Below are 22,976 nucleotides of genomic sequence, written 5' to 3'. Positions count from 1 at the left end.
AGTTACTTATTATAGTATCAACAACATTTATCAACTATTGTTAAGATAAATTAACTAAAAGTTTACAAATTTCTTTAATTGGCAAATTCTTTATTTAGCAATAGGATCAACCATTTTTGTTTCCGTGTCATAATACCTGATAATCAACCTATTATCTGTATTTTTTGTAAAATAGTTAATTAACCAATTACAAAATACCACCAACTTGTTGCTGAACCCAGCAAGGGACATAATGTGCACAAACAACCATACAAACCAAGCGAAAAAGCCCTGAAACCGAATTTTACCTAAATCAGCCACGGCACGGTTACGGCCAATGGTGGCTAACGAGCCTTTATCGTGGTATTTGAATGGCTCCGTGTGTTCGCCTTTAACCAGGTGGATAATGTTTTTAGCCAAATGCCCGCCTTGCTGTATAGCAACAGGTGCTACACCCGGGTGCCCTTCGGGCGATTCAGGTGTAATCATGGCGGCTACATCACCTATGGCAAATATATTTTGAAAGCCTTTTATGCGGCTAATTTCATCGGTTTGGATACGTCCGCCCCTTACAACAACGTCTTGCGGTATGCCGACGGGTACTTCGCCTTTAACTCCGGCCGCCCAAAATACATTTCGGCTTTTAATATTAACGCCGTTATCAATCACCAGTTGGTCGCCATTGTAACTGGTTACATGCACATCATTATAAATCGTGACACCCATATCCAATAAAAACTCCTTAGCTTTTACCGATGCTTGTTCAGACATGGCCGCAATAAGCTTAGGCTTACCCTCGGCCAGGTATACCTTCATATCTTCGGGGCGCAGGTCGGGGTAATCTTTGCAAAGCATATTAAGCCGCATCTCGGCTAACGATCCGGCAAGTTCCACACCGGTTGGTCCGCCGCCAACCACTACGAAAGTGAGTAAAGCGGCACGTTCGGCTAAATCTGTGGTTACAGCTGCCTTTTCGAGGTTTTGCAGGATGAGGCTCCGGATGTTCAAAGCTTCGGGAATATTCTTCATGGGCATGGTATTCCGCTCAATTTCCTTGTTGCCAAAAAAATTGCTGTTGGCACCGGTAGCAACCACCAGGTAATCGTAATGGATATCGCCCAAGGTGGTGGTAACAGTATTTAAACCGGGATTGATCTGCTGCACTTCGGTCATGTGAAAGCTAAACCCCTTTTGCCCTGTAAAAATACGGCGCAACGGAAAAGCCACGGCATCACTCTCAATGGCACCAATAGCAACCTGGTACAATAGTGGCTGAAACGTATGGTAGTTATGCTTATCTACCATTACTACGTCTACTTGGGTATGTTTTAATTTACGTGCCAGGTTAACGCCGCCAAAGCCTCCGCCTATAATAACCACGCGTGGTTTGCCCGTAGTTTTACCTAAATACATCTCTGCCATCTATCCTTATTTTTGGGAATTTCTATATAGAACCGCTATATATACTATATGTTTTGAAGCAAGTTTGTGAGCATTGAACTAAACGTTGTAAAAAACCTGGAAATGCTGCGCTAAATTGTCCAAGTCAGGTGTCTTCTCAAATATCCCAAACACCGATGCCCCACTCCCGCTCATGCTGGCGTACAAAGCGCCCGACCGGTAAAGTTCTTCTTTGACCTCTTGAATTATGGGAAAGGCTTTAAAGATATGATCTTCAAAATCGTTTTTAATGGTCGCCTTCCATTCGGTTACAGGCTTCTTAACCAGCTCTTGAAGAGATGATTGCACAGGTGCTGGTTTAATGCCCCCGTATGCCTGCGCGGTAGATACATGGGCCGGAGGCATTACCAGTACCAGTTTGTATATGGAAAGATCTAAGTCAATATCCTCAAAGCTGTCGCCTTTTTCGTAGGCATAAACCGCTTTATTGTTGATAAAAAAAGCGCAATCGGCACCCAACGGGCGGGCGTAATCCATCATTGCATCAGCGCTCAATCCTAAGTTAAATTGCTGGTTAATAAGCTTGATAACAAAAGCCGCATCAGCCGATCCTCCTCCCAGCCCTGCACCAATAGGGATGTGTTTATGCAAGTGAATACTTAAAGGTGGCAGATCAAAATCTTTTTTGAGCGCATAGTAGGCCTTTAAACAAAGGTTATGCTGCTCATCGCCCGGAATAGATATGCCTGATGATTGAAAGGTCAACACATCGCTTTCAACCGCCTCCAGTGCATCTTTGATCATGAGCGGATAGAAAATGGTTTCGAGGTTGTGGTAGCCATCGGGCCGGCGCTGGGTTATGTTTAAACCTATGTTGATCTTGGCGTTGGGAAAAACAATCATAAAAGCATCATATACCTGCCTAATTATACACATTAGTAGGAAAGCCAAAATAGATTAATTTTATTTGTAACCGCAAGCATTATGAAACAATACCACGACCTGATGCGCCACGTGCTCGACCATGGCGCCCAAAAGCACGACCGTACCGGTACCGGAACCATCAGTGTGTTTGGCTACCAAATGCGTTTTAATTTGCAGGAAGGTTTTCCGTTGGTGACTACTAAAAAACTACATTTAAAATCTATTATACACGAATTGATCTGGTTTTTAAGCGGCGATACCAATATCAAATATTTGAAGGATAACGGCGTACGCATTTGGGACGAATGGGCCGATGCAGAAGGCAACCTTGGCCCTGTTTACGGTTACCAATGGCGCTGCTGGCCAAAGCCGGATGGCGGTCAAATTGACCAGATAACCCAGGTGGTTAAACAATTGAAGACCAATCCCGACTCCCGCCGTATCATGGTATCGGCATGGAACGTGGCTGATGTAGAGCAAATGGCTTTGCCTCCTTGCCACAGCTTGTTCCAATTTTATGTGGAGCCTGCTGACCCTGTAAAGGGGGAGTTGAAAGGGAAACTTTCCTGTCAACTTTACCAGCGCAGTGCCGATATATTTTTAGGTGTACCATTCAACATAGCCTCTTACGCACTGCTTACCATGATGATGGCACAGGTATGCGATTTAGATTGCGGAGATTTTATCCACACGTTTGGCGATGCGCATATTTATAATAACCATATAGAGCAGGTTAACTTACAGCTAAGCCGCGAGCCCCGCCCCTTGCCTACTATGAAGATCAATCCTGAGGTGAAAGATATTTTCGGTTTTAAATTTGAAGATTTTACGCTGGAAAACTACGATCCATGGCCGCATATCAAAGGGGCTGTAGCAGTGTAACACAGAAAGATAATGAACATTAACATCGTAGTAGCCATTGCTGCTAATAACGCCATCGGCAAAAACAATAAACTGCTTTGGCACCTGCCTAAAGATCTTAAGCATTTTAAACAATTAACCACCGGCCACACCGTTATCATGGGCCGTAAAACGTTCGATTCGGTGGGCAAACCACTGCCTAACCGTCGTAATATTGTGGTTACCCGGCAAAACATTCAAATAGAAGGTTGCGAAGTGGTTAACTCATTAAACGCTGCATTGGAACTAGCCAAAGGCGAAGCCGAGGTGGATATTGTAGGTGGTGCAGAAATCTATCGGCAGGCTATGCCGATAACCAATTTCATCTATTTAACCATTGTGCATCAGGACTTTGAAGCCGATACCTTCTTCCCCGAAATTGATAAAAACCAATGGCAGGAACTCGACCGCGAGGACCATCAAACTGATGAAAAACATGCGTTTCCTTTCTCATTTATCACCTTAAAAAGCCGCTAACATATCGCGCGTTTATTTTGTTTTAATTAAGGTGCTACGCTTACGAAATTTTATTAGATTTGCCGTCTTAATTTAAAAAGCTTATAAATTAATTTTACACATAGATTACACCATGCAAGGTAAAGGGGTTATTAAATTTTTAGCCGTAGTGTTGGCGATAGTTTGCTTATATCAACTATCGTTTACTTGGGTTACCAAATCAGTTGAAGATGATGCAAGGGCCTACGCCAAAGGTAGTACTGAAAAAGAAAAAGCATATCTTGATTCTATTTCTGCACAACCGGTTTATCCGTTATTTAAACACAGTTACCAATACTGTAAAGACCGCGAACTGGCCTTAGGTCTGGATTTGAAAGGCGGTATGAACGTTACCATGCAGATCTCGTTAAGCGAGCTTATCCGCACACTGGCTAACAACAGCACCGATGTAACCTTTAACCAGGCTTTACACAATGCCGATGTAGCGTCGAAAACAAGTCCTGAAGACTACATCGACATTTTTATGCGCGAGTATAAAAAGATAAGCCCTAGCGGTAAACTTGCTCCTATCTTCTCTACACAATCAAACCAAGCCAGCCTGAAATTTGACGCCAGCAACGGTGATGTTGAGAAATACCTGCGCGATCAGTCTAAAACTGCGGTAGATCAATCATTCAACATTCTGCGTAACCGTATTGATAAGTTTGGTGTAACTGCACCTAACATTCAGCAACAAGCTGGTAACCGTATTTTAATTGAGTTACCGGGTGTATCTGAATCAAGTAAAGACCGTGTTCGTAAGTTATTGCAAGGTTCGGCCAAGCTGGAGTTCTATGCAACTTATGATAATAGCGAAGTTTACCAGTTATTAGGTAATATTAACGGCATTATTGCTGCTAAAAACAAAACTACCGGTAAAAAAGATACTACCGATGCACCGGCTACTACGCCTGCTGCAGCTACCGATACTGCTAAAAAAGGCGGTAGCTTATTAAGTAAGGTTAAGCAAAATGCAGCTAAAGACACTTCGGCTGCTGCGTTAAAAAACAAAAATCAACTGGCCGAAACCAACCCTTTATTTGCGGTACTGCGTCCGGCTATTGGCCAAGGTGCTAACGGACAAGCGCAGTTAATCCCTGGTCCTGCTGTAGGATACGCCGAAGTTAAAGATACTGCTAAGGTAAACTCATTATTAAAAAGCGACGACGTACAAGCGGTTATCCCTAAAAACATGCGTTTGCTTTGGAGCGCCAAGCCAAACAATAATACTAAAGTATTACAGTTATTTGCCATTAAACTTTCTGGTGCCGAAAACGGCCCGGCTTTAAGCGGTGAAGCTATCACAGATGCCCGCAGCGACATGGATCAAACCAATGGTGGCTACGAGGTAACTATGGAAATGAACTCCGATGGTGCTAAAACCTGGAGAAAAGTTACAGCCGAAGCTGCGGGTAACCCTGCCGACCAAAGCGACAACCGCGCCATTGCCATTGTATTGGACGATAACGTAGTATCTGCCCCTAACGTAAGCAATGAAATTGCCGGTGGCCGTTCTTCAATAAGCGGTACCTTTACACAAGATGAAACCAAAGATTTAGCCAACGTATTAAAAGCCGGTCGTTTACCTGCTCCGGCACGCATCGTGTCTGAAGATATAGTAGGTCCGTCATTAGGTCAGGAAGCCATTAACGATGGTTTAATTTCTTGCGGTGTTGGTTTGGCTATCGTGCTATTGTTCATGATAGTTTACTACAACAGTGCCGGTACTGTAGCCGATGTTGCCGTATTCGTAAATATCTTCTTCCTGATGGGTGTGTTAACCAGCTTAGGTGCGGTGTTAACGTTGCCGGGTATCGCAGGTATCGTATTGATCCTGGGTATATCGGTAGATGCCAACGTATTAATTTATGAGCGTGTACGTGAAGAATTAGCACTGGGCAAATCAAAACGTATTGCCATTGCCGATGGTTACAAACATGCCTTATCTTCTATCCTCGATTCGCAGATCAGTAGTTTCTTAACCGGTTTAATCCTGTTCATCTTCGGTTCAGGTCCTATCCAGGGTTTCGCTACCACGTTAATGATCGGTATCGTAACTTCATTGTTCTGCTCATTATTAATCACCCGCGTAATTTTTGAATGGATGTTGGACAAGAACATGGATATCAAGTTCTCAAACGCCTGGAGCTCAAACCTGTTCAAAGGTTCTAACTACGGCTTCGTGAAAAACCGTTTTAAATTCTATGCTTTCTCGGGTATTTTCATCCTGGCCGGTATCGTATCTATGGTAACCCGCGGTTTCGATTACGGTGTTGATTTTCAGGGCGGACGTAGCTACATCGTTCGTTTTGATCAAAGCACCTCTACCGAAACTGTACGTGATGCCATTGACCAAAGCTTAACCGGTGGTACCGAAGTAAAATCTTTCGGTGGCGATAAACAAGTACGTATCACTACCAATTATTTAATTGAAGACAACACTACAAGCGGCGACAATAAGGTAGAAAGCACCTTACGCACAGGCTTAAGCAAGGTGTCTCCTAAATTCACCATATTAAGTTCGCAAAAAGTAGGTCCTACCATTGCCAATGATATTAAGAGTTCGGCTGTTTGGACGGTTATCATCGCTATCCTGGTCATCTCTGCTTACATCCTGATCCGTTTCCGCAGATGGCAGTTTAGCTTGGGTGCCATGGTGGCAACCGCACACGATGCCTTGCTGGTATTGTCGTTCTTCTCTTTGTTCAGAGGTATCTTACCTTTTGCACTGGAGATTGACCAGGCGTTCATTGCAGCTATCCTAACAGTTATTGGTTATTCTATTAACGATACCGTGGTAGTGTTTGACCGTATCCGTGAGTTCTTAGGTTTACACCATGCCAAAACCGATGATCCATCGGTGGTAGTTAATCAAGCAATTAATAGTACGCTAAGCCGTACCATTATTACCGCTTTAACTGTTATCTTTGTGCTCATCGTTCTATTCATATTCGGTGGAGATGTTATCCGCGGATTCTCGTTCGCATTGTTAGTAGGTGTAGTATTTGGTACTTACTCCTCTATTTGTGTAGCAACCCCGATTATGCTCGATTTTGGTGGAAAGAAGCTCAATTCATAAGAATTAACTTATAATTTATTAAAAGGCTTCAAAGAACATTTGAAGCCTTTTTTGTTATACAAAAAGACATCAACCTTACACAACAACTGTGAAAAATAATATGGATGCAAAACAAAACACAAAATTTCCACTGGTAGTTATTGTAGGCGGCGGGTTTGGCGGTATTGAACTGGCTAAACACCTGGCTAAACAACCGGTAGAAATATTACTGCTCGATAAACATAACTACCACTCTTTCCCTCCGCTGCTATACCAGGTTGCTACCGGTAGTTTGGAGTGTGAAGCCATAGCTTTCTCATTAAGGAAAAATTTTGAAGGCCAAAAAAACCTTCGCTTCCGCGTAGCCGAGGTTACCGGTGTTAATCTTGAGAACAATTACCTGGAAACTACCATTGGCGAAATTGCTTATGATTACCTGGTAATGGCTACCGGCTCAACCACCAACTTTTTTGGCAATAAAGACATTGAGCATAATGCCATGCCAATGAAAACTATTCCGGAGGCATTAAACCTGCGCTATATGTTTTTGCAAAACCTGGAGCAGGCCGTAATTGCCACCACACCCGAAGAACGCGAACCTTACCTTAACTTTGTGATGGTGGGTGCAGGCCCTACCGGTGTAGAATTGGCCGGTTCGTTTGCCGAGTTGAAAAATCACGTACTGTCTAAAGACTACCCTGAACTTAATAAAGAAGAAATGCAGGTTTACCTGGTAGATTTTCTTCCCAAAGTTTTAGGGCCAATGTCTGAAGAGGCTTCTAAAAAAGCACAGGGCTACCTGGAAAAAATGGGTGTAAACCTGATGCTGGGTGTTAAGGTAGAAAGTTATGATGGAACTGAACTTAAGTTTGAAGACGGCCGTGTGATCCGTACCAAGAACGTAGTATGGTCTGCCGGGGTAATGGGCGTTGTTCCAAACGGTATTTCGAAAGATATACTGGTACGTGGTAACCGTATTAAGACAGACGAGATTAGCCGTGTAGCGGGTACCAAGAATGTATTTGCCATTGGCGACGTAGGTGCTACTATTACTGCCGATACGCCTAACGGTCACCCGGGTGTAGCCCAGGTAGCTATACAGCAAGGCAAGCAGTTAGCAAAAAACATTGTAAACCTTGTAGAAGGCAAGCCAACCGAACCATTCAAATACAACGATTTGGGATCGATGGCTACCATTGGCCGTAACAAAGCCGTAGCCGATTTAGGAAAGATTAAACTGGGCGGTTTTATTGCCTGGTGTATCTGGATGTTTGTCCACCTTATATCGCTACTCGGTTTTAAAAATAAGGTAATTACCTTTATTGCATGGCTGGGTAGCTACGTAACGTATAACGGTGGCACCAGGTTAATCATCAGACGGTACGTGCGCGAGGCTTCGCCACAAGCAGCTGCAGCGGTGCAATTGCCAAAGACTGATTGATCGGTATTGAATATACAAAGCCCTGATAGTTTTGCTATCAGGGCTTTTTTATGGAGGTTCTTGACGTTTTGTTGGGCTAATAATCTCACAACAAACGTTTGAATTGTCAGTCTGAGCTTGTCGAATACTTAGCAAGGCGTACAAGTCTTCGACAAGCGTAGACTGTAAAGCTTTCCGTTTCGAAGACTTGCAAGGCGTACAGGTCTTCGAAAAGCTCAGACTGACAGTGGGCGAATTAGGATTATAGTATTGATATCACTAACAATAGAAGTTGCTATACATTGTTAATGGCTTTAGTACCAACAAAAAAGCAGGCCAGGAAAAGTATCCCTGGCCTGCCTCAATCACTCTAAAACAATCACCTCTACTTTAAAGAAGTATTTTAAACGCATTTATAGCGTACAACATATTATCATTTTCAATTATTTGTCTTTGCAGGTTACGGATGACAACAGTACAGCATTGGTATAACTGCTTGAACCGGAACAAATAACTGGTTATTATTTAATTATTAACTTTCAAATCGTTAATCTATTGTAATACGCACAGGTAATTGTGAGCCAATTTCAAACAATTAATGGGCTTAATTACTTTAGTAAATTCACCCTAAAACTATGATAAAAACACAAGATGACTTGCCACCGGGTTTAGTAGAACTATCGCATAGCCTTCCGCCTTTCGTTTGGAATATTATTATTGCGGTTAGCGCCATTATCATAGGCCTTATCTTAAAAACTATTACCTCTGCCCTGCTCAAGCGGTATGCAAAAAAGGAAGAGACGGACTATTCGTTCTTTCGCTCTATTATCACTTACCTCAGCGTACCTATTACTTATTTTATTCCGCTGCTTATTCTAAAGCTGTCCATCCCGCTTATGCGGATGAATGTGGCATACATCAACTTGGTAGACCGCATTATCAGCATCCTGCTTATTGTTTCATTTGCCAGTTTGCTCATTAGGGCAATTAACGTACTGGAAGATTACGTGTATCATATTTACGATCTTAATAAAGCAGACAACTTAAAAGAACGTAAAATACGCACGCAATTACGCTTTGTGCGTAAGCTGGTGGTAGCCATTATCGTATGCGTAACTATAGCGCTCATACTCCTTAGTTTTGAAAGCTTCAGAAGGTTGGGTACAGGTTTGCTTACCGGTGTGGGTATAGGTGGAATTATTATTGGTTTTGCGGCTCAAAATTCTTTAGGCAACCTGTTGGCAGGTATGCAGCTGGCGTTTACACAACCCATCAGGATAGACGACGTGTTAGTGGTAGAAAACGAATGGGGTCGCGTGGAAGACATTACGCTTACCTACGTGGTACTGCGCATTTGGGATCAGCGCAGGCTAATTTTGCCTATCAACTATTTTATTCAAAAGCCTTTTCAAAACTGGACGAGAATATCGGCCGATATTATTGGTACCGTATTCATTTATATGGATTATACCATTCCCCTCGAGCCTTTGCGCGTGGAGTTTAACCGTGTGCTGGCGTTATCACCGCTGTGGGACAACAGGGTAAGCGTATTACAATTGACAGATGCCAAAGAGCATACCATTGAGATAAGGATGCTGGTGAGTTCCCGAAATTCGTCTGATGCATTTGATCTGCGCTGCTATATACGCGAGAACATGATCAGCTTTATTCAGCAAAATTACCCGGACAGCCTGCCTAAACTGCGGACAGATTTGAAAGACAAGTTTCCGCAGGCCATCCGGGATGTTGACCCTAAGCTGCTTTAGCCAAACCGGCACCGGCACCTACTACCAGTGCATCTTCAATGCCACCAATAATAGGATCAAAAATTTTAGTGCCTTTAACGGTAGCCTTACGCAAGTAAAAGCTGCCGAAAGTAGATAGTATAGCTGCGCTTCCGCCCAATATCGCACCTATATATGCCTTATGCCCCTTGGCTTTGTAGATGCTGGCACCAGCCAACGCGCCCGATAAAAAGCGCGTAGTTATTGCCGGGAAAGCAATACGGTTAGGTGTAGAAGGTAGTTTGTCGCCTGCAAATTCGGCCAAGGCCATAAGTTTAAATGCCAGTGCAGCTTTGTCATTTTGCATAAAGCTGAGCGGCGTATGGCTCAAGCCCTTTGATTGGTGATGGCTTAATATATGACTGGTTAAGGCCGGCGCCGACATTGAACGCAGCCCGGCTATAGTGCCTAAACTTATGGCCTGCCAAAACGGATTTGATATTTTAAGTTTCATAGATGCTGGTTTAATTATATTATGTGTACATCAAAAGCCGGCAATGTGTTTTACCACAATCATTTAAATCAATAATTAAATACTGTTGTTATACTCGAAATAAAAATTACTTATGAGAACACATCAGGACAATGCTTTGGGAGAATTAGCCGGCGCAATAGGTAAAGGTTTACTGGCCGGTTTAGCTGGTACGGCGGCCATTACTCTATCGCAAATGATAGAAATGAAAATAACCAAGCGTGAACCAAGCGACGCGCCGGTTAAAGTGGCCTCTCAAGTTACGGGAGCTGCCCCGGCAGATGATAGCCAAAAAGAAAAATTGAACAACGAAATTCATTATGCTTACGGTACCTCTTGGGGCATAGTACGTGGCTTGTTAGGTTTTGCCGGTTTAAAAGGCATACCGGCCACCCTTGTACATTTTGGCGCTATTTGGGCAACGGAATTAGTAATGCTGCCTAAATATGATGCTGCACCACCTGTTAATGAGCAGGAACCTAAATCGGTAGCTATTGATGCCCTGCACCACGCCGTGTATGCTGTAGCGGCCGGTTTAGTTTATGATGCTTTAGACGCGGGCAGTCCGCAACAGCAAAAACTGAACAAACTCAACAAGCTGATCAAAGGAATGAATGCTTCTGCTTTTTAATACTTTAAAAAGCCAGCAAAAAAGCTGCACCTAAACAGATGCAGCTTTTTTGTTTAAGGAAGTTACATTCCGGCTACTTTGTTAACTTTGGCAAAATTTTAATTTATGTCGCTAACCTCGCTTATGGCCATATCACCTGTTGATGGCCGTTATCATAATGCTACCGTATCGCTGGCTCCTTATTTTTCCGAATTTGCACTCATCAAATACCGGGTGCAGGTAGAAATTGAATATTTCATAGCCCTTTGCCAGCATCCGTTGCCTCAGTTAGCAGCATTCAATAAAGCGAAATACGCGAACCTGCGGGCTATCTACCAGCAGTTTTCAGAAAGCAATGCCCAGGTAATTAAAGACATTGAGAAAACTACCAATCACGATGTGAAGGCAGTAGAGTATTTTATTAAGCAAGAATTTGATGGTTTGGGTTTACAGGATTACAAAGAGTTTATCCATTTTGGACTAACCTCACAAGATATTAATAACACCGCAATCCCTTATTCATTTAAGCAAGCGCTACACGATGTTTATTACCCTGCTATTGATGATTTACTTGGCGTGCTAAAAGGTTATGCGCAGGATTGGAAAGCCGTGCCTATGCTGGCACACACTCACGGTCAGCCCGCTTCGCCAACACGTTTGGGAAAAGAAATTGAAGTATTTATTGAGCGCGTAGAAGGTCAGTTGATCTTAGCTAAAGCCATCCCTTATTCGGCAAAGTTTGGCGGTGCCTCCGGTAACTTTAATGCTCATTATGTAGCTTACCCTACTATTGACTGGACTACCTTCGGAAATAATTTCGTGAACGAAACATTAGGCCTTAAACGTTCGCAGCACACTACACAGATAGAGCACTATGATAACTTTGCCGCCCATTGCGATGCTTTAAAGCGCATCAACAATATTATTTTGGATTTAGACCGCGATATGTGGAGCTACATATCCATGAACTATTTTAAACAAAAGATCAAAGCCGGCGAGGTTGGCTCATCGGCTATGCCGCATAAAGTTAACCCTATAGATTTTGAAAACTCAGAGGGCAACGTAGGTATAGCTAATGCATTATTTGAGCACCTGGCCGCTAAACTGCCTGTATCGCGCCTGCAACGTGATTTAACCGACTCTACCGTTTTGCGTAATATCGGCGTTCCGGTAGCACATACCCTTATTGCCATTAAATCAAGCATTCGTGGTTTAAGCAAGTTATTGCTTAACGAAGCTGCAATACAACAAGACCTTGATGATAACTGGGCAGTAGTTGCTGAAGCAATCCAGACTATACTTCGCCGCGAGAATTTTCCAAACCCTTACGAGGCCTTAAAAGACCTTACACGCACCAATCAAAAAATAAACGCTGAAAGCATTGCCGAATTTGTAAACGGACTTGATGTAAGTGATGCCGTGAAGACTGAGCTAAAGCAAATTACGCCGTCAAATTACACCGGCGTATAAGTCATGTTGAAGTAAAATGACTATGCACTTCATTGTTAAATCAAAAAGCTGTTTAAATTTGTTCTAATTCAAAATAGTCTCTTATGAATATCAACGTATATACCGAATCTACGCCGAACCCGGCAACTATGAAGTTCATCGTGAACAAACTGCTGATTAATGGCAGCGTAGATTATCCAAATAAAGAAAGTGCAGAAAAATCTACTTTTGCGAAAGAGTTATACAAGTTTTCGTTTGTTAACGGTGTGTTTTTCGCCAGCAACTTTGTAACGGTAACTAAAACTGAGGGTACCGACTGGGAAGACATTGAACCTATACTGAAGGAGTTTGTTAAAGGTGCCGTTGAGTCGGAACTGACCGTTCAGGAAGCTGAGCAGGAAGAAGTGAACTTTGAAGGTACCGATTCTGAGATTAAAATACAGCAGATTTTGCACGATTATGTACGCCCTGCAGTAGAGCAGGATGGTGGCGCTATCAGCTATAAATCTTTTAACGAAGGCGTGGTTACTGTAGAGTTGCGTGGTTCATGCAGCGGCTGCCCGTCATCAACCCTTACCCTTAAATCCGGTATAGAGAACCTGCTAAAACGCATGGTTCCCGAAGTGCAGGAAGTAGTATCTGAAGCGCTTTAAGCAGCAAATACAGCATAAACAAAAAAACCATCGCTTCATAAGAAGCGATGGTTTTTTTGTTTAGCCTTATCTTGTTATACTTATCTGGCAGCTATTTAGCCAAATGCTCTTCTTGCTCATCTAAAACGCTTTGTATTTCCTTGATCAAGCGCATGTTAGCATCTTTAAGTGCAATGTCGCCGTCAAAGTCCTGGTCAAAAAGCACTTTCTTAGTTTTATCTTTATAAACAAACTCAATTAAGTAATGCAGGGTTTTGATCTTCTTATCGCCTGTTGTATCTCCTCTTTCAACTTCAGGGAAGTTCCAGAAACCCAGATCGGCTGCCTTACGGTGTAGGTAAAGGAGGTTATCTTTCGATAACTGCATGTTCATCTGTTTCAATTTGCCGCTCTTGGTGGTGTACTGGTAAAATCCGGTTTTGGAGTTATACTTATTCACCATACTATCGCCCAACCCATACTCAAAGCGCAGGTACTGGAAATCTGCAAAACGGTACGGGGCATTCTTAACCATCATACCATAATAGTAAAAGCAGTAGGCCAGTATAGGAACAATGATCGTAAGCGCGAAAAATATCTTCTTTGATTTATCAGTCATGTTTGTTCTAAAAATTGCTTCGTTATAAAGCCGCAAAAATAGACCAATTGTATTTAATTATACAGTCATTTTTACATGAATAAGCATATGCAGAAATTATGAGCAACACTCGCGGGCTTTGCAATTTTAATCTTTGAGTTCTCCCTCCCACTTGCTCACTACCGCAGTGGCCATGGCATTACCTAAAACGTTGGTAGCCGAACGGCCCATATCCAACAAAGGATCTATCCCGATCAGTAAAGCCAAACCGGCTTCAGGGATATTGAACATAGAGATGGTGCCTGCAATAACCACCAGCGAGGCACGGGGCACGCCCGCAATACCTTTACTGGTGAGCATAAGCACCAACAACATAGAAAGCTGTTGACCAAAACTTAAGTGAATACCGTAAGATTGCGCCAGGAACAATGAGGCAAAGGTCATGTACATCATACTACCGTCCAAGTTGAAAGAGTAACCTAAAGGCAGAACAAAGCTTACGATCTTGTTATTGCAACCAAAGCGCTCCAGCTCCATTAAGATGCGTGGATAAGCGGCTTCACTGGTTGAAGTACTGAAAGCTATCAGCATAGCATCTTTAATGCGATTAACCAGCGTTAATGCACGTTTACGCAATACCACGAACCCAGCCAATATTATAACCAGCCAAAGCACAATTAATGAGAAATAAAACTCACCAATAAATATGGCATACGTAGACAAAATTCCTAATCCCTGCCTTGCAATAACCGCTGTTATAGCGCCAAACACTGCCAGCGGCGCTACCAGCATTACGTAACCGGTTATCTTTAATATTACATGCGCAATGGCATCCATTGCTTTGATCACCACTTCTCCTTTTTCGCCAATGGCACCTGTGGCCACACCGAAGAACAAGGCAAACACTACAATTTGCAGTATCTCGTTATTGGCCATGGCTTCCACAAAGCTTTTAGGGAAAACATGGCTGATAAAATCGCGTAGGGATAATGCCGCTTTTTGAATACCTGTGCTTAAATGACTGTCGGGCAGCGGAATGTGCATCGTTTCGCCGGGTTTAAAAAAGTTAACCAGCAGCATACCCAACGCTAATGATACCAGCGTGGCACTTACAAACCAAAGCATGGTTTTACCCCCAATACGGCCAACGGCGCCAATATCGCCCACCTTGGCTACCCCTACCACCAATGTGGTGAATACCAGAGGCGCTACTATCATTTTAATAAGGCGCAGAAATATATCGCTTAAAATGCTAAAGCCAACCAGCTTGTCTTCGCGGATGGTATCATTCTCTTTACGTGTTGCAGCTACTTTTACGCGCTGGGCTTTAAGGGTGGCATACTCCGTTACGGTGGTATCGGTTAACTTAACCAATCTGGTATCTATAGTCTTTGTACGGGCTTCGGCAACGGTTATATTATTGTTATACTCGTTAATAACATATACGTTATATAAATAACCGGCAATAACACCGGCTACCAGGGCAATAAAAATAAAAAGGGTAAGTTTACTTTGTTTCATGCAACGGATTAAGGGAACTAAGCTACAATTAATTATAATTTTGGTAAAATTTAATGTGACGGTATGGGGGTAAACACTTACAATTTACAAGCAATAAAAAAGGAATTACAGCACTTAAGCGGCAGCCAGCTGGCCGATTTGTGCCTGCGCCTGTCTAAATATAAAAAAGAGAACAAAGAACTGCTGTCTTACCTGTTGTTTGAGGCCAATAATCACGATGGCTACATAGAAGGCATCAAGCAAGAAATGGACACCTTGTTTAACGAGCTGCCCTCCCATTACTATTATGCGGCTAAAAGCATGCGTAAAATTTTGAAATTGATTACCAAGCACACTAAATTTATGGCTTCTAAACCAGCCGAAATAGATCTGCTGCTCTACTACTGCCAGCAATACGTTAATCATGTAGACAAACGCACAGGCTATAAACCCCTGCGTCAACTGCTTCATAAACAGCTGGAAAAAGTAGCGAAGCTTATAGGTGCTTTACATGAGGATTTGCAATACGACCACCAGGCCGGGTTTGAGAAGGTGGTGCAAGAGGCTGATGAAAAGCTGAGCTGGATAAATAAACAAGATTACCTGTAACAATTCTTATCTTTCGCCAATCTAAACATCACAACTAATCATAATTTCAACCGTGGCTGATAAAGATGCTGCCTTCAGGCAGATATTTGAATCGAACTCAAAAAAGATATACCGTTTGTGTTACGGCTATACCGGCGATGAAGATGCGGCGCATGACCTGTTACAGGAAACTTTTGTGAAGGTTTGGCAAAACCTCGACAAGTTCCGCAACACGGCCATGATCTCCACCTGGATCTACCGTATAGCGGTAAACACCTGTTTAACTTATTTACGCTCAGAAAAACGACAAGCCAAAGAAGAACTGACTCCTCAACTGGCCGAAACCCGGAGGGAAGAGTTTTCGGAAAAGAACGAACAGATAGCTTTGCTGTACAAGTGTATTGCCAAGCTCGAAGAATCTGAAAGGATAATTATTACTATGGTGCTTGATGAACTGCCCTACCCCGAAATTGCCGAAATATCGGGTATATCCGAAGGTAATCTTCGCGTTAAAATTCATCGTATTAAACAAAGGCTAACCGATTTATATAACCAATATGAAAGACTTTGATCACCTGCTATCGGTTTGGCAAGAACAACCAAAGCAACCCAGGCTTTCGGTGGATGATGTGCTGAAACAGATAAAAAAGGGAATAAATATATTAGAGAATAAAGTACTATGGGGAATTATAAGTATCTCCATTGCTATTGTGTTTACCGTAGGCTTAACCCTGTTTGCCGTATTTGAGCAGCGCTTGAGTTATATCGGCTTATTTGTGATGCTGGCCGGGATGATAAGCTATCTGGTTTTGCAGATAGGCGATTACCGCACCATTTCGCGTCATGATTTAACGCTTAACCCTGGCGCTTACCTTAACAGCTTAAAAGAATATCAAAAACGCCGCGCTTACCTCAATGGCAGGTTTTACTATTGGTTTGCGCTGATGCTTTGCCTTGGTATTTCGTTGTACACCATCGAGGTATTTCAAAACAAGCCCCTAATATTCAAAATCATCTATTATACTGTTTGCGCGGCCTACATTTTATTTTCCATATTCTACCTTAAAGACAGGCTTATTAAACGCGAAGAAAAGCGTGTTAGCTATTTAATAGAGCGTCTGGAAAGATTAGAAGGGCAATTTGAATAGTTACGAGGATAATTAAATAATGACTCCTTCTGTAATTAAGATACAATCTATTACCGTGGCAGATGTTGACCTGTTGGCTAACATGAGCAGTGAAACATTTTATGCTGCTTTTGGGCATTTGAATAATGCCGATGATATGGATGCTTACGCAGCCCAGTCATTTACCATCCAACAGCTCACCAACGAATTGAAAACACCCGGCTCCAACTTTTACTTTGCGCTGGTTAGTAATGAGGTAACCGGTTTTTTAAAGCTCAATACCGGGACTGCCCAAAACGAATTTAAAGATCAAAACAGCCTGGAGGTGGAACGCCTGTATGTACTCGCTGCTTACCAAGGCAAACAAATAGGAAAACAACTGCTCGACATTGCCTTTACCCAGGCATTAAAAAACAATAACGACTTTATTTGGCTTGGCGTGTGGGAACACAATTACAACGCCATTCACTTATACGAACGCATGGGCTTTAGCCACTGCGGAAGCCACGACTTTATGCTGGGCAACGACAAGCAAACCGATTTGTTGATGAAAAAAGAGCTGAAGTAAATAAGCTTATCGCTCTAAACTTCTTTTCATTTCGAGTAATAACAAGATGACAGCATTCTCAATAAAATCCCGTGTCATTTCGAGTGATAACGAGAAATCCTGTTCGAACATGCGTGTCGTAAAACTTTGCATTTTGAACAGGATCTCTCACTGTCGTTCGAGATGACAAAGTCTTATAAAAACCCGTCATTGCGAGGTACGAAGCAATCTCTGCACGATAGGTAACCGACTGGTTTTTGTCATGCAGCGATTGACAATGTAACAGAGTACATACTACACTTTCAGTCTGAGCTTGTAGAATACTTGGTAAAGCGTACAAGTCTTCGACAAGCTCAGACTGACAAGCCATTAATAAGTATTACTTATTAGGCTGTGGCGTTATGCGCAAATATGGTTTAACGCGGGTATGTCCTTTAGGAAACTTGGCTTCTACGTCCTCATCTTTAACAGCAGGCGTAATTACAACGTCCTCTCCTTCTTTCCAGTCGGCCGGTGTGGCTACGCTGTACTTGGCGGTTAATTGCAGGGAATCAATCACCCGTAAAACTTCCTGGAAATTACGACCGGTTGATGCTGGGTAAGTGATGATTAATTTAATAGTTTTATCGGGCGCAATAATAAATAACGAACGTACCGTTGCCGTTAACGATGCATTGGGATGAATCATATCATAGGCTTCAGATATTTTACGATCCTCGTCGGCAATGATAGGGAAGTTTACTTCTACCCCTTGCGTTTCGTTAATATCCTGTATCCAGCCATAGTGCGACTCTACCGAATCTACACTCAAGGCAGCCACTTTTACGTTACGCTTTTCAAATTCATCTTTAAGGGCGGCAGTACGGCCTAACTCGGTAGTACAAACTGGTGTATAATCGCCGGGATGCGAAAATAATACTCCCCAGCTATCGCCTAAAAATTCATAAAAATCAATTTCTCCAGCAGAGGTTTGTGCCGTAAAATTTGGGGCTTTATCGCCTAATCTTAAACTCATGTTATTTATAATTTAGATGTTTAACGCTTTAATTGCTACAATGTTGATGAGCAAATATATAAAGCTTTCAGCAAAGTCTATAAACTTAGTAGAGAATATGATTTTAGGTAGACGGTATAGCTTTGGCAAATATTAAATGTCATTTCGAGTGTTAAAGAGAAATCTTGTTCGAAATAACAGTTACACTTAGCACCTCGAACAGGATCTCTCACTATCGTTCGAGATGACATTTTTGCATTTGCTTTAATTTCTTTATTGCTGCGGACTGGCGTCCTTCTTTTTTTTCAGCATAGCCATGCTATCTCTTATTAGAAACTTAGTTTCGAGCCAGCCAACTTTGTAAACATCCCAAAGTGCAAATTTCTCATATTTCTGCAGCCAGTGGTAGCTAATGATCATGCCGGTAATAATAGGCAATATGGTGGCCAGCGCAACCCCGTAAATATTACCAAATATCCATATGCCCGCAAAATCACCTATAACGTTGGCAGCCAGCATAAATATCAGCTTGATCATATTCACCTTGGGCTGGTTAATGGCATCCAGCGTGAGGGCCATAAAGCGCTCTACCGGGTAAAGTAGCGCAAAGGTCATAAATACCCGCAGCACGTTGGCCGCCTCGGTACTCAAATACTTTTTATCTACGATCCATATGGCCACTTCGGCAAAAAACAACGAACCTACTACCACAGGGATCAATATAATGGTAAGCAAGCCTGAGTACTTTTTAAGCAGGTAAATAACATGATACTTGTTACCCTGGTTGTACGCAGCAGATAATGGAGGCATTACGGTAGCAGCAAAGCTACGCAACGGAATTTCGACCAGTTCCATTAACCTCACGCCTAAATTATAAACAGCCAGTGTACCCGGACCCAGCATAAAGTTGATGATATAGGTATCTGAATTGCGAAACAGGTTACTGCCTAATGATGTACCCACACTGTATTTACCAAAGGCAAACAGGGCTTTCATGGTTTCGGTAGTTTTCTTGAAAATGGTGCCTATACGCGACCAGCCCAAAACAATGGTCATTAAACTGGTTGCACCACCGGCAATAAAGCCTGCATACACTAATGACATTAATGTAAGATGCTTGGTAAAGATTAGCGCCAGCACTAAAACAATAGATAAACCGGTACTAACCGTACGGATGTATAACAACCTATCGAAACGCTGTTCGGCTTGGGCTATGCAACTGGCTATGAAGGAAGGCAGGGTAATGATGAACACCAAACCGAACCATTTAATAAACAAGTCGGCACCTCCATCTGACATATGAAACGGAATTACGAGGTAGACCACGTTAACTAAAACGAACACACCTGTAATAAGCGCCGATAGAAACCAGGCCGAACCAGCTACTTCGGCCGAACGTTCTTTAGAAGTACCGGCGTAAGAAGTGATAAAAGCAGTAGTGAGTAAGCCAGCCCTAAAGGTATCTACCAGCCCAATAGTACTTTGAAAAATGATGTAGTTACCCATCCCCTCTTTGGAGAGGTAATTAAATATGATGGCCGCCTGTATAGTATTAAGCACCGTCATTATGGCGTTGCCTACCAGGTTTACAATGTGCGGGTTTTTTAGCTTTTCAAAAATTTGCTTTAACTTAAATAGCATTGCAATAATTATAGTGCTTTAATCTCTACCAAAAAATCTCTCTCTGAACGATGCTATCTTAGCTTATTAAGCTTCAACGTACTGTTAACCACCTTACCCTTCAGGTATACCGACCGGAGTAATTTTATAAATATAGAATTACTCAGCTTCCATTTGCTGCGTACCATGGTATTAGGTTCAATAGCACCATGCTCGTGCAGGAAAAGGTCGGGCCCTTTAAACATGAGCGCTTTACCACCCTTTAATATAAACTGCATGCACATGTTATATTCGGTTGGGTCGCCGCGTTGCCCCTCGAGGTAACGACCAAATTTTTCAAGAAAAGTAGATCTGCGTAAATGCGGGTGATCGCTGTATAACCTGAATTTTAAATGGTTAAGGTGCCATAATGTAGATTTGAACAGCATTTCTGCATAATTGTACTTGTAATCTTTGAGATACGGGAATGGTGCCCATGGAAAAGTGTAAAATCTTATGATATCCCAGTCTTCCGCATCCATTAACTTAACGGCGTTACCAAAATTGGGCGCAAAGTCGGCGGTGGGTTCAAAATCTTCCTGTACGTATAAGGTATAAGGCGTTTTAACAGCGTCTTGTCCCTTATTGATGTTATTACCCAAGCCTTTGTTAACCGGCGTAGTAATTAATCTGAAAGCATAGGTATCCTGCAGCTGTTTTACGTGAGCCAGATGCTCGGGCTTACTGCCATCATCAGAAATCACTACCTCTTCAAAAGACAGGTCCTCTTCGGCGCAGCGTTTAAGCAAATGCTCTAAAGATTTGCTCCTGTTATAGTGCGTTATTAAAAGGGTTACCCGGTCAAAATTATGTTTAGCCGCCATGTATCTATCTTAGTTATTAACCGGTTATTTTTCTTACAAAGCGTTTAATCATGCGAACGCGGCGGGTAAGTGCTCCTACCAGTTTGAAATCTTTCCAGGCGGTTTTATTGAGGTAATCAAAAAATATGTCTTTATATTTTTGACTATATGAGTAATTGGTATAAATAGGCTTATTGCCAATATAGTGCAGCAACTTAGCGCCTGGCTTTTCGTTATCTACCAGGTGGTTCCATTCGGGGTCAAGTTCCAGCCAGCGGTTGGCCAGCACGGCATTTAGGCAATACTGATCGCCGTATACAATATGCTTTTGATATTTTACCGCTGCATCAAGTGCTTTGGTACATACATCAAACTCGTTCCATTTTTTAAGGTTGATCAATAACAACCCGGCGTTCAGGTATTTATCTTCCGATTGATAGCCAAGCTCGGCATAGTTGCGTACACCCCCCCCCCATGAGCAGCCTAAAGTTTTAATACCCGGATCTTGCACCGCAGCAACAATCTTATCGCCAAAGTCTACTTCCCACAGTTCGGCAATATTACCCAGCACAATCATATCCGAATCGAGGTATAGAACCCGCTCGGTACCTTCAGGAATAAAGGTGTGTACAAATAAGCGAAAAAAGGTGGTTACCGGTAACGCGGCGTTATTAAAATACGGAATAGTGATCTTGCCAACCACATCTTTCACCAGCAAGAACTTTAGTGTAATTTCGGCTGTACCAATAGATTCAATCAGCTTTTGCTTGCTGGAAGCGCTTATACCATCGTCTATAATGTAAATGTCTTTTTGCGACCCGGCCGAATTAATTTCCAAACTTTTTATGGATGCCGCCAGTAGAGGTACAAAGTTGTTATCGCAGGCATAAACAACGCTTAAACGCCTATCAGTACTTATCATATTATAATATTCGGCTCTGTGATGTGTTAATTAGTTATAGCAATAAAATAGCCAGCTTGTGTAATCGTAAATCAAAGCCTCGCTCCTGCCCAATTGCAGTTATTATCTCTGTAAATCTACTATATATTTTTTATACGTAAAATTTGCAGTGCCGGTTATTATAATTTGTTAACAATTTCCGGGAAATACATTCCCAATAATTTCATAAAAAAGCCCCGTAAACAATTACGAGGCTATTATATTAAATATTACTGATTATACCTGGTAGGCCTTAACCGTTTGCTTTTGTGTGCCTAATCCGTCGATACCCAACTCAACTACGTCGCCGGGCTTTAAGTAAACAGGCGGATTAAAACCCAGCCCTACTCCTGCCGGTGTTCCGGTAGAAATAATATCGCCGGGCAGCAGCGTCATAAACTGGCTCACGTATGAAATCAGGAAAGGTATTTTAAAGATGAGATTAGCTGTAGTGCCATCCTGCATACTTTTACCGTTAACGGTCAACCACAAACGGAGGTTATCTATCTCTGCAATTTCATCGGGCGTGGCCATGAAGGGGCCTAATGGTGCAAAAGTGTCGCAGCCCTTACCCTTATCCCAAGTGCCATTGCGCTCCAATTGAAACTCCCGTTCAGATACATCGTTGTGCAGCAGGTAACCGGCTATACACCCGGCAGCTTCGGCTTCGTCTACATAACTGGCTTTCTTGCCAATTACTACGGCCAGTTCAACCTCCCAGTCGGTTTTTACCGAGCTTTTAGGAATCACCACATCATCATAAGGGCCAACAATGGCAGTGGTGCTCTTCATAAACAATACCGGTTCGGGCGGCATGGGCGCGCCGGTTTCTTTGGCATGATCGGCATAATTTAACCCTATGCATAATAATTTAGATGGCCGCGCAACAGGGCTGCTTAAACGCTCGTGGTTATCTACCAACGGCAGATTAGTACCATGCTCTTCAACCAGTTCTTTCAGCTTGGTGAGCCCGTCGGTTTCGAAGAAGGTTTCGTTAAAGTCGGGGATAAATCCCGATACGTCATAACGTTTATCATCTATTAATACTCCCGGTTTTTCCTGACCCGGATGGCCAAATCTTATTAATTTCATAGTT

The 22,976-nt window shown here is 42.5% G+C and carries 22 protein-coding genes; 12 read left to right on the top strand and 10 right to left on the bottom strand.

Going from position 1 to position 22,976, the window contains the following annotated elements; all coding sequences use genetic code 11:
- Window positions 1-90 precede the first annotated feature (90 nt).
- Complete coding sequence (locus IEV61_RS09635; RefSeq protein ID WP_308472323.1) at window positions 91-1,401, bottom strand: NAD(P)/FAD-dependent oxidoreductase; 1,311 nt, start codon at window positions 1,399-1,401, stop codon at window positions 91-93.
- 78 nt (window positions 1,402-1,479) lie between these two features.
- Complete coding sequence (ispE, locus tag IEV61_RS09630) at window positions 1,480-2,283, bottom strand: 4-(cytidine 5'-diphospho)-2-C-methyl-D-erythritol kinase (protein WP_188416065.1); 804 nt, start codon at window positions 2,281-2,283, stop codon at window positions 1,480-1,482.
- Window positions 2,284-2,364: 81 nt separating this feature from the next.
- Here ispE and IEV61_RS09625 point away from each other — a divergent pair, with 81 nt between their 5' ends.
- The 5 genes from IEV61_RS09625 to IEV61_RS09605 all read left to right on the top strand — a co-directional run bounded on the left by IEV61_RS09625 (window position 2,365) and on the right by IEV61_RS09605 (window position 9,943).
- Complete coding sequence (locus IEV61_RS09625; RefSeq protein WP_188416063.1) at window positions 2,365-3,186, top strand: thymidylate synthase; 822 nt, start codon at window positions 2,365-2,367, stop codon at window positions 3,184-3,186.
- Window positions 3,187-3,198: 12 nt separating this feature from the next.
- Entirely contained in the window at window positions 3,199-3,681 is a 483-nt protein-coding gene (locus IEV61_RS09620) for a dihydrofolate reductase (RefSeq protein WP_188416061.1), read from the top strand.
- 112 nt (window positions 3,682-3,793) lie between these two features.
- Window positions 3,794-6,778, top strand: a complete 2,985-nt coding sequence (gene secDF / locus IEV61_RS09615; RefSeq protein ID WP_188416059.1) for a protein translocase subunit SecDF — start codon at window positions 3,794-3,796, stop codon at window positions 6,776-6,778.
- 100 nt (window positions 6,779-6,878) lie between these two features.
- Complete coding sequence (locus tag IEV61_RS09610) at window positions 6,879-8,198, top strand: NAD(P)/FAD-dependent oxidoreductase (protein WP_188416057.1); 1,320 nt, start codon at window positions 6,879-6,881, stop codon at window positions 8,196-8,198.
- Between the two features lie 614 nt (window positions 8,199-8,812).
- Entirely contained in the window at window positions 8,813-9,943 is a 1,131-nt protein-coding gene (locus tag IEV61_RS09605; RefSeq protein ID WP_188416056.1) for a mechanosensitive ion channel family protein, read from the top strand.
- Here IEV61_RS09605 and IEV61_RS09600 read toward each other — a convergent pair.
- The gene (locus IEV61_RS09600; RefSeq protein WP_188416054.1) at window positions 9,930-10,415 is read right to left on the bottom strand and encodes a DUF4126 family protein; all 486 of its coding nucleotides are present in this window, start codon (window positions 10,413-10,415) and stop codon (window positions 9,930-9,932) included. The two genes, IEV61_RS09605 and IEV61_RS09600, sit on opposite strands and share 14 nt — an antisense overlap.
- A 112-nt stretch (window positions 10,416-10,527) precedes the next feature.
- On the opposite strand from IEV61_RS09600, the gene IEV61_RS09595 reads away from it, so the two are divergent.
- The 3 genes from IEV61_RS09595 to IEV61_RS09585 all read left to right on the top strand — a co-directional run bounded on the left by IEV61_RS09595 (window position 10,528) and on the right by IEV61_RS09585 (window position 13,145).
- Window positions 10,528-11,064: a hypothetical protein gene (locus IEV61_RS09595; protein ID WP_188416052.1), complete on the top strand. Its 537-nt coding sequence runs from the start codon at window positions 10,528-10,530 to the stop codon at window positions 11,062-11,064.
- A 105-nt stretch (window positions 11,065-11,169) separates the two neighbouring features.
- Window positions 11,170-12,513, top strand: a complete 1,344-nt coding sequence (gene purB / locus IEV61_RS09590) for an adenylosuccinate lyase (protein WP_188416050.1) — start codon at window positions 11,170-11,172, stop codon at window positions 12,511-12,513.
- Window positions 12,514-12,596: 83 nt separating this feature from the next.
- Window positions 12,597-13,145, top strand: a complete 549-nt coding sequence (locus IEV61_RS09585) for a NifU family protein (RefSeq protein WP_188416048.1) — start codon at window positions 12,597-12,599, stop codon at window positions 13,143-13,145.
- A 91-nt stretch (window positions 13,146-13,236) separates the two neighbouring features.
- On the opposite strand, the gene IEV61_RS09580 is transcribed toward IEV61_RS09585, so the two are convergent.
- Window positions 13,237-13,743, bottom strand: coding sequence for a hypothetical protein (locus IEV61_RS09580; RefSeq protein WP_188416046.1), 507 nt, complete (start codon window positions 13,741-13,743; stop codon window positions 13,237-13,239).
- Between the two features lie 126 nt (window positions 13,744-13,869).
- Entirely contained in the window at window positions 13,870-15,243 is a 1,374-nt protein-coding gene (locus IEV61_RS09575; protein WP_188416044.1) for a dicarboxylate/amino acid:cation symporter, read from the bottom strand.
- Between the two features lie 63 nt (window positions 15,244-15,306).
- On the opposite strand from IEV61_RS09575, the gene IEV61_RS09570 reads away from it, so the two are divergent.
- From IEV61_RS09570 to IEV61_RS09555, 4 genes are read left to right on the top strand one after another with little or no spacing between them, the layout of a single operon-like run.
- A complete protein-coding gene (locus IEV61_RS09570) occupies window positions 15,307-15,831 on the top strand; it encodes a hypothetical protein (RefSeq protein ID WP_188416042.1) in 525 nt (174 codons plus the stop codon).
- Window positions 15,832-15,883: 52 nt separating this feature from the next.
- Window positions 15,884-16,381 carry an RNA polymerase sigma factor gene (locus IEV61_RS09565; protein WP_188416040.1) on the top strand — a complete coding sequence of 166 codons (498 nt, stop codon included), beginning with the start codon at window positions 15,884-15,886 and terminating at the stop codon, window positions 16,379-16,381.
- Window positions 16,368-16,958, top strand: coding sequence for a hypothetical protein (locus IEV61_RS09560; RefSeq protein ID WP_188416039.1), 591 nt, complete (start codon window positions 16,368-16,370; stop codon window positions 16,956-16,958). Before IEV61_RS09565 ends, IEV61_RS09560 begins: the two co-directional genes overlap by 14 nt.
- Before the next feature lie 19 nt (window positions 16,959-16,977).
- Window positions 16,978-17,505, top strand: a complete 528-nt coding sequence (locus tag IEV61_RS09555) for a GNAT family N-acetyltransferase (RefSeq protein WP_188416037.1) — start codon at window positions 16,978-16,980, stop codon at window positions 17,503-17,505.
- 358 nt (window positions 17,506-17,863) lie between these two features.
- On the opposite strand, the gene IEV61_RS09550 is transcribed toward IEV61_RS09555, so the two are convergent.
- The 5 genes from IEV61_RS09550 to IEV61_RS09530 all read right to left on the bottom strand — a co-directional run bounded on the left by IEV61_RS09550 (window position 17,864) and on the right by IEV61_RS09530 (window position 22,972).
- Window positions 17,864-18,499 carry a peroxiredoxin gene (locus IEV61_RS09550; RefSeq protein ID WP_188416035.1) on the bottom strand — a complete coding sequence of 212 codons (636 nt, stop codon included), beginning with the start codon at window positions 18,497-18,499 and terminating at the stop codon, window positions 17,864-17,866.
- 252 nt (window positions 18,500-18,751) lie between these two features.
- The gene (locus IEV61_RS09545) at window positions 18,752-20,119 is read right to left on the bottom strand and encodes a lipopolysaccharide biosynthesis protein (protein ID WP_188416033.1); all 1,368 of its coding nucleotides are present in this window, start codon (window positions 20,117-20,119) and stop codon (window positions 18,752-18,754) included.
- Between the two features lie 53 nt (window positions 20,120-20,172).
- Complete coding sequence (locus IEV61_RS09540; RefSeq protein ID WP_188416031.1) at window positions 20,173-20,961, bottom strand: glycosyltransferase family 2 protein; 789 nt, start codon at window positions 20,959-20,961, stop codon at window positions 20,173-20,175.
- 16 nt (window positions 20,962-20,977) lie between these two features.
- Entirely contained in the window at window positions 20,978-21,862 is an 885-nt protein-coding gene (locus IEV61_RS09535) for a glycosyltransferase family 8 protein (RefSeq protein ID WP_188416029.1), read from the bottom strand.
- 255 nt (window positions 21,863-22,117) lie between these two features.
- The gene (locus tag IEV61_RS09530) at window positions 22,118-22,972 is read right to left on the bottom strand and encodes a fumarylacetoacetate hydrolase family protein (protein ID WP_188416027.1); all 855 of its coding nucleotides are present in this window, start codon (window positions 22,970-22,972) and stop codon (window positions 22,118-22,120) included.
- Between the last annotated feature and the right edge of the window lie 4 nt (window positions 22,973-22,976).

This window comes from Mucilaginibacter galii (assembly GCF_014635825.1).
Lineage (GTDB): Bacteria > Bacteroidota > Bacteroidia > Sphingobacteriales > Sphingobacteriaceae > Mucilaginibacter > Mucilaginibacter galii.
The sequence above is the reverse complement of the archived record's forward strand: the minus strand, read 5'-3'. Positions and strand labels throughout refer to the sequence as shown.

Excerpts from the sequence above, each read along its gene's own strand:
- IEV61_RS09635 (WP_308472323.1), bottom strand. The coding sequence starts at position 1,401 with ATGGCAGAGATGTATTTAGGTAAAACTACGGGCAAACCACGCGTGGTT.
- ispE (WP_188416065.1), bottom strand. The coding sequence starts at position 2,283 with ATGATTGTTTTTCCCAACGCCAAGATCAACATAGGTTTAAACATAACC.
- IEV61_RS09625 (WP_188416063.1), top strand. The coding sequence starts at position 2,365 with ATGAAACAATACCACGACCTGATGCGCCACGTGCTCGACCATGGCGCC.
- IEV61_RS09620 (WP_188416061.1), top strand. The coding sequence starts at position 3,199 with ATGAACATTAACATCGTAGTAGCCATTGCTGCTAATAACGCCATCGGC.
- secDF (WP_188416059.1), top strand. The coding sequence starts at position 3,794 with ATGCAAGGTAAAGGGGTTATTAAATTTTTAGCCGTAGTGTTGGCGATA.
- IEV61_RS09610 (WP_188416057.1), top strand. The coding sequence starts at position 6,879 with ATGGATGCAAAACAAAACACAAAATTTCCACTGGTAGTTATTGTAGGC.
- IEV61_RS09605 (WP_188416056.1), top strand. The coding sequence starts at position 8,813 with ATGATAAAAACACAAGATGACTTGCCACCGGGTTTAGTAGAACTATCG.
- IEV61_RS09600 (WP_188416054.1), bottom strand. The coding sequence starts at position 10,415 with ATGAAACTTAAAATATCAAATCCGTTTTGGCAGGCCATAAGTTTAGGC.
- IEV61_RS09595 (WP_188416052.1), top strand. The coding sequence starts at position 10,528 with ATGAGAACACATCAGGACAATGCTTTGGGAGAATTAGCCGGCGCAATA.
- purB (WP_188416050.1), top strand. The coding sequence starts at position 11,170 with ATGTCGCTAACCTCGCTTATGGCCATATCACCTGTTGATGGCCGTTAT.
- IEV61_RS09585 (WP_188416048.1), top strand. The coding sequence starts at position 12,597 with ATGAATATCAACGTATATACCGAATCTACGCCGAACCCGGCAACTATG.
- IEV61_RS09580 (WP_188416046.1), bottom strand. The coding sequence starts at position 13,743 with ATGACTGATAAATCAAAGAAGATATTTTTCGCGCTTACGATCATTGTT.
- IEV61_RS09575 (WP_188416044.1), bottom strand. The coding sequence starts at position 15,243 with ATGAAACAAAGTAAACTTACCCTTTTTATTTTTATTGCCCTGGTAGCC.
- IEV61_RS09570 (WP_188416042.1), top strand. The coding sequence starts at position 15,307 with ATGGGGGTAAACACTTACAATTTACAAGCAATAAAAAAGGAATTACAG.
- IEV61_RS09560 (WP_188416039.1), top strand. The coding sequence starts at position 16,368 with ATGAAAGACTTTGATCACCTGCTATCGGTTTGGCAAGAACAACCAAAG.
- IEV61_RS09555 (WP_188416037.1), top strand. The coding sequence starts at position 16,978 with ATGACTCCTTCTGTAATTAAGATACAATCTATTACCGTGGCAGATGTT.
- IEV61_RS09550 (WP_188416035.1), bottom strand. The coding sequence starts at position 18,499 with ATGAGTTTAAGATTAGGCGATAAAGCCCCAAATTTTACGGCACAAACC.
- IEV61_RS09545 (WP_188416033.1), bottom strand. The coding sequence starts at position 20,119 with ATGCTATTTAAGTTAAAGCAAATTTTTGAAAAGCTAAAAAACCCGCAC.
- IEV61_RS09540 (WP_188416031.1), bottom strand. The coding sequence starts at position 20,961 with ATGGCGGCTAAACATAATTTTGACCGGGTAACCCTTTTAATAACGCAC.
- IEV61_RS09535 (WP_188416029.1), bottom strand. The coding sequence starts at position 21,862 with ATGATAAGTACTGATAGGCGTTTAAGCGTTGTTTATGCCTGCGATAAC.
- IEV61_RS09530 (WP_188416027.1), bottom strand. The coding sequence starts at position 22,972 with ATGAAATTAATAAGATTTGGCCATCCGGGTCAGGAAAAACCGGGAGTA.